Source organism: Solibacillus sp., from assembly GCF_040273735.1.
Taxonomy (GTDB): Bacteria; Bacillota; Bacilli; order Bacillales_A; family Planococcaceae; genus Solibacillus.
Window position 1 is genome coordinate 98,379 of record NZ_JBELZM010000011.1, and the last position, 12,574, is coordinate 110,952.

Here is a 12,574-nt window from a genome sequence, read left to right on the forward strand (position 1 = left end):
ACACAAATGACGAAAAAACAAATGAAATTAGGCGTCTTTTTAATGGGTACAGGGCATCATATCGCTTCATGGCGACATCCGGATGCACAAGCTGACGCAAGCGAAAATGTCGAGTTTTTTAAAGAAGTTGCTGTAAAAGCGGAGCAAGGGAAATTAGATATGCTGTTTTTAAGTGATGGCTTATCTTTTAACGAGCTTTCACACCCGGCAGAACAAGTTCGTTTTGAACCACTAACATTACTAAGTGTCTTATCAACAGTGACTAAAAATATAGGTTTAACAGCTACTGCTTCAACAACATACAATGAGCCATTTCATATCGCTCGTAAGTTTTCATCTCTTGACCATTTAAGCGGCGGACGAGCCGCATGGAATATTGTTACAAGTTACTATTCGGCAGAAGCGAGCAACTTTAACAAGGATCAGCATCTGGATCATTCTCTACGCTATGAACGGGCAGATGAATTTGTCGAAGTAGTAAAAGGATTGTGGGATTCTTATGAAGATGGTGCATTGGCACGCAATAAACAGACGGGTGAATATATTACAAAAGGGAAGCTGCACACATTAAACCATAAAGGTGAATATTACGCAGTACGCGGTCCGTTAAATTCATCGCGTCCGCCTCAAGGAAGACCGGTGTTAGTGCAGGCAGGATCATCGGAATCCGGTACGACACTTGCTGCACAACAAGCGGATGTTATTTTTACAGCACAGCAGACGCTTGAAGACGCACAACAATTTTATAAAAAACTGAAAGACAAGGCAGTCGCTGCAGGACGTGACCGCGATGATATCAAAATCATGCCGGGCGTATCGATATACGTGGCGGAAACAAAAGAAAAGGCCTATGCCAAATATGAGGAACTGCAACAGTTAATTACGCCGGAAATCGGCCTGGATTTTTTAGCAGACTATTTAGGTGTCGATCTGTCACAACATGACCTGGATGGCCCGCTGCCGAAAAACATTCCTCCGACAAACGGTAACCGTAGCCGTCAGCAGCTGATCATCGAACTGGCGGAACGTGAAAACCTGACGATTCGTGAGCTGTATTTGCGCATTGCCGGTTCACGTGGTCATCGCATCATTTTTGGTTCACCAAGTGAAATAGCTGATCAGTTAATAGAGTGGGTAGATCAGGAAGCGGCGGATGGCTTCAACTTGATGCCTCCGTATTTCCCGGGCGGCTTTACCGATTTTATTGATTTAGTTATTCCGCAGCTACAAAAGCGCGGGGTATTCCGTACAGAATATGAAGGAAAAACACTACGTGAGAATTTAGGGTTAAAACAAATCCCATCTCGTTATACTTTACAAAATATTTAGGAGGAGTGAATCATGACAAAAGCGATTTTAATTAATGGTGGAAACAGTGTGACATCGCGATTAACAGGCGTTCAGCAATCAATTGAATCATTGCTTGAGCAACAAGGCATTTCGCATGAAACAATTCAGGTTCATCAGTTGCCTGCAGAAGATTTAATTACTGCAAACTATGCGAGTGAAGCAATAGCTGAAGAAATTGTCAAAGTAGGGGAGGCCGATATCGTATTTTTCCTCACACCGATCTATAAAGGTTCCTATACTGGCATTTTGAAAACATTCATCGATTTACTGCCGCAAAAAGGGCTGGAAAACAAAATTGTCTTACCAGTTGCAATCGGCGGGTCAATTGCACACTTATTGGCATTGGAATATTCATTGAAGCCGGTACTATCGATTTTAGGGGCGACGACAATTTCTAGTCCAATTTATATCGTGGATTCACAAGTAATTCAAACTGACAATGGCTTAACATTGGAAGAAGCAGCAAAAGAACGCATCGAAAAGGTGTGGGAAAGTGTTGCACCCAAAAGTAAAGTAACTGTATAAAATGAACCTCGCGAAGGAGTCATGCCCTTCGCGGGGTTTTTTATTGAATAAATATCTCTAATTTATTGTCGATTTATTAATGAAGTGCCTTTTATTTACCGTAAAAACGGTAATACTCTCAGTGTATTGAGCTTACAAAAAAGGAGAGGTTCCTATGAATTATAAAAAGATTACAATTGCAGGAAGCGGTGTTTTAGGCAGTCAAATTGCATTTCAATCCGCATTTTTCGGATTTGAAGTAAGTGTTTATGATATCAATGAAGAAGCAGTTGCTATGGCCAAACAGCGAATGGCCAAATTAAGAACAACATATGGCGAATATTTTCAAGATGTTGACCGTGCTGAAAAAGCGTCTGGCACACTTCAGTTTTACACCGATTTAGCAGAAGCAACAAAAGATGCAGATCTTGTTATTGAAGCAGTGCCGGAACGTATAGAAATCAAACAGAATTTTTATGAAAACCTTGGGAAAGTGGCACCTGAAAAAACAATTTTTGCTTCCAATTCCTCAACATTATTACCAAGCCAATTTGCCGAATTTACGGGTCGTCCGGAAAAATTCCTGGCATTACACTTTGCGAACTCTATTTGGCAAAATAATACGGCGGAAGTAATGGGACATCCCGGAACAGATATGCAGTATGTTGAACAAGTGGCAGATTTCGCCCGTAATATCGGCATGATTCCTTTTGTGCTGAAAAAAGAGCAGCCTGGCTATATTCTCAATTCATTATTAGTACCGTTTTTATCTGCGGCAATGGAGCTTTGGGTGAAAGATATTGCAGATCCGCATACAATCGATAAAAACTGGATGGTTTCAACAGGGTCACCACGCGGACCATTTGCAATATACGACATCGTAGGAATGGAAACACCGTATAATTTAAACTTAATGAGTGCAGAGCACGATTCTGCAGCAAAATTAGTGGCAGAAAAAATCAAACGCGAAATGATTGATCAAGGTAAAATGGGCGTTTCAACAGGCGAAGGTTTCTACAAATACCCGAATCCTGCCTATATGGATCCTGACTTTTTAAAATCGAATTAATAGCATAAGTATGGATAACACTGATCCAATCCCGTGAAGGAATATATGCTTCACGGTTTTTTTGTTGAAACTTGTGAATGATAATCTCAAATTTGTTATTATTATACAAAAGGGGGTGGGTTGATTGAGCAGACGTTTCATGGCAATGCTTGCAGTAACATTGCTCGTTTTTATAAGCAGTACAGTTGTTTTACATAGCAAAACAATCGAAGAACCGCTCATTATTCCGTTTGGTACTCAAGTTTTGCAGGAAGGTAATGAGGAGGAGCAATTCATAACGGTTAGTTACTTAACAAATCGTAATGAGAATGTGGAGATTCCATATATTAGTGCGGGAAATTTACAGTTGAGTACTATAAACGATAAAAATGATGGACAGTTTAATCCTTTAAACACTAAAGTAGATACAAAAATGGAAACCTACCAGTATTACGAATTGCATTCGGTTCAATTTAAAGTGGAAGAAAATATGTTTGAGTTGCTAAAAGACTTGAATGAGGTGACAGCTGTATTTTCAAATGGAAACAAGCAAACATTTCCGCTGAATGTAGCAATATTGGAGAAATATAACGGTAAACCGTTTACAGTAAAGCAACAGCATGAATTAGTTGAGGAGGGTGCACTTACGACATTTACTGTCAAAGAAGTGGCAACGATTAAATCAATCGAATCGACCTTTCCATTAGAGAATATCGGTATTTATAAAGATGAGAAGTTATTGACACTTCCATACAATACAGAAAAAGGAGAAAACCTATCAATCCGTACTTCCTCCAATTTTAGTTTTTGGCCATCGATGTATACCGATATCATTCTACACGGAACACTTGATACAGGGGAGCCTTTTCTTGAAAATTTGAGATTTTATATGGATAATCCACCTTCTGAACAATATGTTGAAAATTTCGTACAGGAAATGGGTGATCGCTAATGCATCAATTTTTTTCGCGGTTGCTAATTGGATACCTCATCATTATTTTTGACGTGCAAATCGGAATTGACTGGTTTCCGGATATTATTGGATTTGTTGTGATAGCTTTTGCAATTCAAAAATATGCTCATTCAAAATACTGCAAAACTGCTTTCTGGTTAAGCTTGTTTTCTGGGATTCTATCTTTATTTGAAATGCCGTTACTGCAGGGATTCTTTACAGGGGGTCCGCAAGAATTCTTAATCATTTATGAATTTATTATGAGTTTTGTAAACCTAATATTTTATTATTATATTTTGGGGATTTGCTTCAGTTTTGCTGAACAGACACCGCATATGGATTACACGAAGAAGGTTAAAAATTGGCTGATAGGAAGTATGTGGTTTTTAATGACTGCAAACTATATTTTGATTCATCTCGACTGGATTGTATTTAATATCATTTACGTAATAGCAGTTATAATCGCACTCATCAGCATGATTAAGTTTATCTTGTACTGCTTTAAAATGATGAAATACGGAAAAATGATTGAATCGGACGATGCAACCAGTTCCAATATGAGTTTGGAGCCAATAACAGAGCATAAATAACGATAATTTATATCGCTGTTTTTTATAAAGTCCGTACAGGCATTATTGCAAAAACCCATCCATTTCATTTGAAGAAAATGGATGGGTTTTATGTTATTTCGACGTATATTTTTTAATCGCTGGGATGATATCGTTACCGATCAGTTCGATATTTTTCATTACTTTGTCAAACGGTACACCGCCAAAATCAATTTGGGCCATGAAGCGCTGCATGCCGAACAATTCGTATTGGTACAGTACCTTTTCAATGATTTGGTTCGGACTGCCGACCATGAGCGCATCTTCCACTTGCGGTGCCTGTTCCACTTGCCAGCGCGGATAGCCTTGGCCACGAATAGCCTGGAAACCACCGCTTAAATGCGGGTGCATCCCATCAACTGCTTCTTTTTCCGTTTCCGCAACATAAAACAGACTTGTCGTAGCAATCGGTAAAGATGTCGCATCAAAACCGCTGCGATCTGCTGCTTCGCGGTATGCATCAACAGAAGCTTTAAAGTTAATCGAAGGTCCGCCTAAAGTAGTCAGCATCATTGGAATGCCCATATAGCCAGCTTTAATCGCACTGCCAGGAGGACCGCCAACAGCTCTCCAAATCGGAATCGAACCATTTAATGGCTGAGGTAAAATATGTGCATCCTTTAAAGTCGGACGAAATTTGCCATTATAGTTTACAACCGAATTGTCATTTAACTGTTTTAACAGAGCGAGCTTTTCTTCAAAAATTTCCTCGTAGTCACGTAGACTAACCCCGAACAATTCATGTGCACCAACCCGTGAGCCGCGACCTGCAACAATTTCTGCACGGCCATTCGAAATTAGATCGATTGTCGCAAAATCTTCGTAAATACGGACTGGATCGGCTACGCTTAGCACCGTTGCAGAGCTTGCCAGTTTAATGCTTTTCGTTGCCTGAGCAATTGCACCGAGTACGACTGAATGAGCCTGTGTAGTGAAATATTGCTGATGACTTTCACCGACTGCGAATACATCAATTCCTGCCTGTTCCGCTAATTGGCTCGCTTCGATGATTTCCTGAATGCGCTGCTGCGGGGAAATGCGTGACCCTGTTAAAGGATTCGGAATATGGTCACCTAACGTATATAGTCCAAACTCCATCCCATTTTTTTCATTGATTCGATATTGTTCCATGATTATTGCCCCCTTATATAATAGGCTTCAATTTTGCTGTAATTTCTTCACGCTGCTGTTCCAAAAAATCCGGTAAATCCAATTGTTCACCGAGCGATTCCACATCGCCGTCGCGTAAAAAGCCGGGTCCATCTGTCGCAATTTCAAATAAGATTCCATTCGACTCACGGAAATATAGGCTTTTAAAATAGAAGCGGTCGACAATGCCGGAAGAGATAAACCCTCGCGCTTTTACTTGCTCATCCCAATATGCCAGTTCTTCATCGTTTTTCACGCGTATAGCTAGATGGTGAATGCTGCCGCGGCCAGGTTTTTCCGGAAGTCCGTCCTGTTCGACAATGTATATTTCCCCGAACATTTCATCATTGACCGATTGGAGCAGGGCAGTCGTTTCACATTGAGTTTTCAATTCATAACCAAAGACTTCAGTTAAAGTTCGAACCAGTTTTCCTTTATTCTTCACGGTTATTTCAACAGTGCCCATTCCTTGAATTTGATGTTGAACCGGAACCGGGGATTTTTCATACGAGTCCCAATGTCCCACTTTCGTATTTGGTGCAGCTATAAGTGCCAAACGTAAACCTTCTTCATCTTCAAAAAGGAGGGCAGGGCGTCCGGCAAACATTGTAATGCCTTCATTTTCAACGCCAAATTCATCCAGACGTTTCGCCCAATACTGCAGGCTATCGACGCTTGGTACGATCAAACCGATTTTTGTAATGGCATTTGTGCCTCGGTGAGTGCGTCCAACTAACGGAATCTCAAAAAATGAAAGCTCTGTACCAGGGCTGCCTGTTTTATCACCATAAAAAAGGTGGTACATTGATGTGTCATCCTGATTGACCGTTACTTTAACACGGCGTAAACCTAAAATATCTCGGTAAAATTTGTTGTTTCGCTGTGCATTTTTTGTAATCATCGAAATATGATGGTGTCCTGGAATTGTATACATGTTCATTCCTCCAATAATTATTTACTGCGCTGTTCGCTATTTTTTTGAATGCGGGAGATCAATTTATAAAGAGTTTTTTGCTCTTCCTTCGTTAACGATTCATCGAAAAAAGATGTTTGAAAGGCAAGTTGCGCGTCGAATGCATTGTTTAAAAGTACATTACCTTTTTCAGTTAATGAAATAAATTTCGTTTTCCAGTCTTGCTCTCTCATAATCAGCTGGTCTTGCTCAAGGCGTGACAGCATGCGTGAAATTCCACCTTGTGTTACCGTCACTTTTTTTGCAAGTTCCGATTGGGTAATTGGCTCAGATAAAGAGATTTGCATCAGCACATCGAATTGCGCCGTCGTTAAATCAAATTGCTTTAAAAATTCATTCGAAAGGTTATTACTTTCATGTGTAAAGCGCATCATACGAAGCCAAATAAGTGAGCCTAATGTATTTCTTTTCATCTGTACACATCCTTTCTTAATTATCACTTTACTACTCAACTGATTAAATTACAAGGAAAATATCTCGAATTCAAAATAAATATTTATTGTAACTATTTACCTTTTTATACGTCTATAGGTAAAGGATTTGAATAACTATTCTGTATAAATTTTAACTAGAAGAGGAGTGATATAATGAACAGACTGCTCGCATTTGGCTTATTATTTGTATTGGTTGGATGTCAAGACAACGAACATGCCGGACCCAGTGAAGAACGGGAAATCGAACCTATACAAACCGATCGCGTTATTGATCAACATGGTGAGATCGAGAACTTGGAGTTATTTCAGCAGTTTTTAAAAGAGACCGCAGAAAATAAACAAACATCGTTGGAGATGACGCGCTATACGATAGAAGGGGCACCAATTTACTGGAAAGTTGGATTTCAAGAAGGTCAATATAACATCGAGGTCGATAACCGAGAAGATAATTTCGGAAGTAAAAATATCGAAAGTTATCAATGTGATGAATTAAGTAAAGATGTTACCGGTTCTTTAACTGATTATAATTTTAAATCATGTGAAGGAGGCTTTGAGATCAATTTATTATCGGTAATTAGTGAATAAGCACATAACAAAAGGCCGATAAAATCCGTTTCAGGAGATTTTGCCGGCCTTCAAATTATATAATTTTACTGGCGATTTCCAATGCCTGTGTAAAGTCTTCAATCAGATCATCTTCATTTTCCAAACCTACAGAAAAGCGCAGCAAACCATCAGTAATTCCGCGTTTTGCACGTTCTTCAGGTTCCATCGCTGCATGACTCATTTTGGCAGGGTACGATAAGATCGATTCAACACCGCCAAGACTAACCGCAAATACCGGAATTTTCATCGCTTCGACAAAAGCTTTTGCAATCTCATAATTCGGTAAACTAAACGATAAGACCGCACCCGCTGAAGTTGCCTGTGCTGCATGAATCTCGAAGCCTGGATGAGTAGGGAGTCCAGGGTAATATACTTTTTCCACTAAAGGATGTGCATGTAAAAATTGTGCAATGCGCATTGCAACACGTGATTCCTCGTTAAAACGTACAGCCGTCGTTTTCATGTTTTGAATTAATGTGTAGCAATCCTGCACACCGAGTACAGAACCGAATGAATTCTGGACAAAATAAATTTCATTGCCCAGACTTTCCTCTTTTGTTACAACAAGGCCTGCTACAATATCTGAATGTCCTGATAAAAACTTCGTAGCGGAATGAATGACAACATCGACACCCAATTCTAGCGGCTTTTGATGCAACGGTGTCATGAACGTATTATCTAAAAAAGTGAGTGCACCGTGTTGTTTTGCGATTTCAACTACACCCCGAATATCCGTAATACCTAATGTAGGATTCGAAGGTGTTTCCATATAAATTAATTTCGTTTCCGGACGTACAGCTGCTTTTACTGCTTCAGTATCTGTAAAGTCGACAAATGTATGGGTAATGCCGTAGCGCGGCAATACTTTTGTAACGAAACGGTATGTGCCACCATATACATCTTCGGTAATAACGATATGGTCGCCTGCAGATAAAATCATAAAGCAAGCTGAAACAGCTGCCATACCTGTAGCAAATGCAAAACCTCGATTACCGCCTTCTAGTTCTGCAATCGCCTTTTCCAATGCGGCACGTGTCGGGTTTCCCGAACGAGCGTAATCATATTCGCCAAATTCATCGATTGATTCCTGATGGAAAGTCGATGATAAATACATCGGTACGTTTACAGCACCTTTTTTATCGGCATAGCCTTCACGGATCGCCCCATGAACTAACGCTGTTTCAATGCGGTTTGTCATGCAAATTCACCTCGTAACGAATCGAAAACTTGTTTTAAGTCTGCGATTAAATCTTCCGCTTCTTCAATACCTACTGAGAAACGAAGCAATCGATCACACACACCTCGTGCAACACGTTCCTCATATGGCATATCGGCATGTGTCTGAGTAGCAGGGTAAGTAATAAAGCTTTCTACGCCTCCAAGACTTTCGGCGAATGTAATCAGTTTGATTCCTTTTAAAAATGGGTTTACCATTGATGAATCTTTGATGCGGAAGGACAGCATGCCACCTTTACCTGTATACAGTACATCTGTAACGAGAGGTTCATCAGCTAAGTATTCCGCAACCTTTTTTGCATTCGCATCATGCTGCTTTAAACGTAAATGCAATGTTTTCAATCCGCGAATGAGCAGCCATGAATCCATCGGTGAAAGCACCATCCCAATGCCGTTATGATAGAATGCTAACTTCTCGCATAATTCAGAACCTTTTGCAACTACTAGACCCGCCAATACATCATTATGTCCGCCAATATATTTTGTTGCACTATGTAAAACAATGTGTGCACCTAGTTCAAGGGGACGTTGGAAATAAGGAGTGTAGAATGTATTGTCTACAATTAGCAATAAGTTGTGTTTTTCCGCCAATGCCGCATATACCACAAGATCTATTTCCTGCATCAACGGATTTGTCGGAGTTTCGATAAACAATGCTTTCGTATTTTCATTGATTAAACTTTCAACTTCATCCACATTTGTGAACGGATTATAAACCGGTTTAATATTATAGTTTTCAGCAAATGTTTTGAATAGACGATATGTTCCGCCATATAAATCTTCCGGAACGATTAATTCATCGTTCGGTTTAAATAATGACATGACAAGTTGTACTGCCGCCATTCCAGAACTGCAGGCAAATCCAGCATCCCCGTTTTCCAGCTCTGCGATTCCATTTTCGAGGATTGTACGAGTTGGATTTTTTGTACGTGTATAATCATAACCTGTCGATTCACCTATGCCCGTATGCTGATAAGCTGTTGACATATAGATCGGCGGATTGATCGCACCAGTTTTGGCATCGCTTAGATTTCCGAGCTGTACTAATTTTGTTTCAATTGAACGTTGTGACATGAATACACTTCCTTACATGAATTTGCTAAACATTTCGAATGAATCGAGTATTACATCAATTTATCATGAACAGAAGAAAGGGACAATAGGAGAAACGAGTATTAAGTAGAATAGGGGAATAATTGAAATAAAAAATAAAAAATCCTAGAATACGTTTTTGATTTGTAAACTAGGATTTAATATTTTTATTTAGATTGCTCGTTTTTTAATAAATCACGGATTTCTTTCAACAATTCTTCTTTAGCATCCAGTTCCGGTGTCGGTTCTTCCGCAACCTGCGCTTCTTTTTTTCGGTTCAGTTTCGTCAGTAATCGTAAAGCCATAAAAATGGCAAATGCAATAATAATGAAATCGATAATCGATTGAACGAATACCCCCAATGCAACCTGTGCTTCACCTGGCCCAAACTTCCATTCGTTTGTCAGGTCAATTCCGCCTGTAAGCATACCGACAAGCGGCATAATAATATTCTCAACCAATGACGTAACAATTTTACCGAACGCTGCACCAATAACAACTGCAACCGCTAAATCGATAACATTGCCCTTCATCGCAAATTCTTTAAAGTCTTTCCACATAATATAGCACTCCTCTTATCTTTATTAAACAAAGTCTAATTTTATACATTGATATTTTAATTTTCAACAGTGAAAATTACCTGCTTTTTTAGTAGAATGAAAGTTAACAACATTATTTCGTCTTAAAGATTGGTGGCTTATATGGCAAAAAGCAAGAAAAAGAATCTTATACTCTCTCCGAAAACTAAAATATTATTAATTACTTTGCTTATCCCCATCACTTTAATAGTTTATATTGTCGCATATTTCAGCTGGCAGCAGCTTCGTGGTTGGCCATTTACCGATAAAACAGTGTATCAGCAAATCCAGGAACAATTTGATTTGGAAATTCCAATCGAATATATACCTGTTTATGTCGCAGCCGAACAGAAATACGGTGTTCCATGGACGCTTTTGGCAGCACATCACCGCGTAGAAACCCGTTTTTCCACAATGAAAACCCTTATATCACCGGTTGGAGCAGAAGGACATTTGCAGTTTATGCCTTGTACTTTTGTAGGCTGGCAACATCCTTCCTGCAAAGATTTAGGGCAGGGGGACATCCCGGACCATGATAAAACAAATCCAGCGATCATAAAAAAATATGGCGGGTATGGGGTAGATGCGAATGGCGACGGTATAGCAGATCCGTTTGATATAGAAGATGCCGTATTCAGTGCAGCAAAATTTTTATCCATTGCCGGTGTAAATGATGGACTATTGAAAAAAGCGATTTTTCAGTATAATCATAGTGAGGATTATGTAGAAGATATTTTATACTACTATAAGCTATACCGGGATTACGGCAATCAGTTGAAACAAATTGCTCTTGAAGAGGACAAATAAAAAAGTGTGACGTAATGTCACACTTTTTGCTGATTATTCCAGATGCAGATTTCCAATTAAGTCGCTTTACGCATTGAGCGCATGATAAAGCTTACGATAAAGATTAAAACAATGGCACCGATTAATGCGGGGAATACATAGAAATCTGAAACTTTCCAGCCCCAGTTCCCTAAAATCATGCTACCGATCCATGAACCGACGATACCTGCAATAATGTTACCGATAATGCCTCCTGGAACATCCTTGCCTAAAATTACACCTGCTAACCAACCTAGAATACCTCCGATAATTAAAAACCAGATGAAACTCATCATACTTTCCAACTCCTTTGTTTTAAAATTATTGAATAATAATTGCATCTAGTTATTTATTTCCTATCATGCATAAGCTTAAACATTTTTTTAGCTGGAAGTTTTTAAGCAGTTCCGGAAATTATGGAAGTAATATTAATTTATATTGAATATGAATTAGGTGTAATTTTTTAAATAATTGATGCGCCCAAACATGATTTGAAATGACCAAGTGCCCATTTATGTCCGATTTCATTAAAACTTGCAACGGCATGTTCAGGAACCGTAATTTTATAACCTAAATTATAACTGTCCACTGCGGTATGCAAAATGCAAATATCTGTACATACCCCGACAAGTACAACTTCTTCCACACTGCGTTCACGAAGTAAGATATCCAAATTTGTCCCAGCAAAGGCACTATAACGGGTTTTATCAAAAGAAATAACGCGATCTTTGTATGTTTCATATAGTTCTTTTATTGAACCATACAGTTCACGACCTTTAGTTCCTACAATATTATGGGGCGGAAATAATTTTGATTCAGGATGATAGGGATCGTTTTCCACATGTAAATCGTTAGCGAATACGACAACATTATTTTCCTTAATAAACTTTTCTATTAAAGTACTAATATTTTTTTCTATTGCCTGTCCCGGCTTCCCGCAAGTTAATTTTCCATCATCCGCTACAAAATCATACGTATAATCAATTACGATTAATGCTTTTTTCATCCATTTTTCACTCCTTTTTAGTTGTAACGTTATTATGCCATGGTTTAAAAAAAAATGCGGGTAAAAACGTTGATTAAATATTCTAAATATTTTGATTTTTAATGTCAGATGATGTATAGTTAGGATATTAAAAAGATGGGGTGATTAATATGGATATGGCAATAAAGAAGAAACTGGACCGTCAAGGGTTAATTTTTGTAGGAATCCACAGTT

15 protein-coding genes are annotated in these 12,574 nt (G+C 38.9%); 7 read left to right on the top strand and 8 right to left on the bottom strand.

Translation table 11 applies throughout. The annotated features are described in order from the left end of the window. Positions 1-6: 6 nt before the first annotated feature. The 5 genes from ABS917_RS12165 to ABS917_RS12185 all read left to right on the top strand — a co-directional run bounded on the left by ABS917_RS12165 (position 7) and on the right by ABS917_RS12185 (position 4,444). Positions 7-1,329, top strand: coding sequence for an LLM class flavin-dependent oxidoreductase (locus ABS917_RS12165; protein WP_350479225.1), 1,323 nt, complete (start codon positions 7-9; stop codon positions 1,327-1,329). Between the two features lie 12 nt (positions 1,330-1,341). Continuing rightward, entirely contained in the window at positions 1,342-1,875 is a 534-nt protein-coding gene (gene ssuE, locus ABS917_RS12170; protein WP_350479226.1) for an NADPH-dependent FMN reductase, read from the top strand. Positions 1,876-2,029: 154 nt separating this feature from the next. Continuing rightward, a complete protein-coding gene (locus ABS917_RS12175; RefSeq protein WP_350479227.1) occupies positions 2,030-2,923 on the top strand; it encodes a 3-hydroxyacyl-CoA dehydrogenase in 894 nt (297 codons plus the stop codon). Between the two features lie 124 nt (positions 2,924-3,047). Continuing rightward, the gene (locus tag ABS917_RS12180) at positions 3,048-3,854 is read left to right on the top strand and encodes a hypothetical protein (RefSeq protein ID WP_350479228.1); all 807 of its coding nucleotides are present in this window, start codon (positions 3,048-3,050) and stop codon (positions 3,852-3,854) included. Next, positions 3,854-4,444, top strand: a complete 591-nt coding sequence (locus tag ABS917_RS12185; RefSeq protein WP_350479229.1) for a hypothetical protein — start codon at positions 3,854-3,856, stop codon at positions 4,442-4,444. The genes ABS917_RS12180 and ABS917_RS12185 overlap by 1 nt, the downstream gene beginning before the upstream one ends. Positions 4,445-4,537: 93 nt before the next feature. On the opposite strand, the gene ABS917_RS12190 is transcribed toward ABS917_RS12185, so the two are convergent. Genes ABS917_RS12190 through ABS917_RS12200 form a run of 3 tightly spaced genes read right to left on the bottom strand, consistent with a single transcriptional unit; the run spans position 4,538 to position 6,997 of the window. Then, positions 4,538-5,593, bottom strand: coding sequence for an LLM class flavin-dependent oxidoreductase (locus tag ABS917_RS12190; RefSeq protein WP_350479230.1), 1,056 nt, complete (start codon positions 5,591-5,593; stop codon positions 4,538-4,540). Positions 5,594-5,606: 13 nt separating this feature from the next. Continuing rightward, complete coding sequence (locus ABS917_RS12195) at positions 5,607-6,545, bottom strand: ring-cleaving dioxygenase (RefSeq protein WP_350479231.1); 939 nt, start codon at positions 6,543-6,545, stop codon at positions 5,607-5,609. 17 nt (positions 6,546-6,562) lie between these two features. Then, positions 6,563-6,997, bottom strand: a complete 435-nt coding sequence (locus ABS917_RS12200; protein WP_350479232.1) for a MarR family winged helix-turn-helix transcriptional regulator — start codon at positions 6,995-6,997, stop codon at positions 6,563-6,565. Positions 6,998-7,171: 174 nt separating this feature from the next. Between ABS917_RS12200 and ABS917_RS12205 the strand changes: the two genes are divergently transcribed. Then, a complete protein-coding gene (locus tag ABS917_RS12205) occupies positions 7,172-7,603 on the top strand; it encodes a DUF4362 domain-containing protein (protein ID WP_350479233.1) in 432 nt (143 codons plus the stop codon). Positions 7,604-7,658: 55 nt separating this feature from the next. Here ABS917_RS12205 and metC read toward each other — a convergent pair whose 3' ends face one another. From metC to mscL, 3 genes are all read right to left on the bottom strand, one after another. Next, entirely contained in the window at positions 7,659-8,822 is a 1,164-nt protein-coding gene (gene metC / locus ABS917_RS12210; protein WP_350479234.1) for a cystathionine beta-lyase, read from the bottom strand. After that, complete coding sequence (locus tag ABS917_RS12215) at positions 8,819-9,934, bottom strand: methionine biosynthesis PLP-dependent protein (RefSeq protein WP_350479235.1); 1,116 nt, start codon at positions 9,932-9,934, stop codon at positions 8,819-8,821. The genes metC and ABS917_RS12215 overlap by 4 nt, the downstream gene beginning before the upstream one ends. A 185-nt stretch (positions 9,935-10,119) precedes the next feature. Beyond that, positions 10,120-10,512, bottom strand: a complete 393-nt coding sequence (gene mscL / locus ABS917_RS12220) for a large conductance mechanosensitive channel protein MscL (protein WP_350479236.1) — start codon at positions 10,510-10,512, stop codon at positions 10,120-10,122. A gap of 141 nt (positions 10,513-10,653) precedes the next feature. Between mscL and ABS917_RS12225 the strand changes: the two genes are divergently transcribed. Beyond that, on the top strand, positions 10,654-11,337 hold the full coding sequence (locus ABS917_RS12225) for a lytic transglycosylase domain-containing protein (protein WP_350479237.1): 684 nt from the start codon (positions 10,654-10,656) through the stop codon (positions 11,335-11,337). A 56-nt stretch (positions 11,338-11,393) separates the two neighbouring features. Here the strand turns inward: ABS917_RS12225 and ABS917_RS12230 are convergent, their stop codons facing one another. Further along, positions 11,394-11,651, bottom strand: coding sequence for a GlsB/YeaQ/YmgE family stress response membrane protein (locus ABS917_RS12230; protein ID WP_251687726.1), 258 nt, complete (start codon positions 11,649-11,651; stop codon positions 11,394-11,396). A gap of 167 nt (positions 11,652-11,818) precedes the next feature. Next, entirely contained in the window at positions 11,819-12,361 is a 543-nt protein-coding gene (locus ABS917_RS12235) for a cysteine hydrolase family protein (protein ID WP_350479238.1), read from the bottom strand. Positions 12,362-12,574 lie beyond the last annotated feature (213 nt).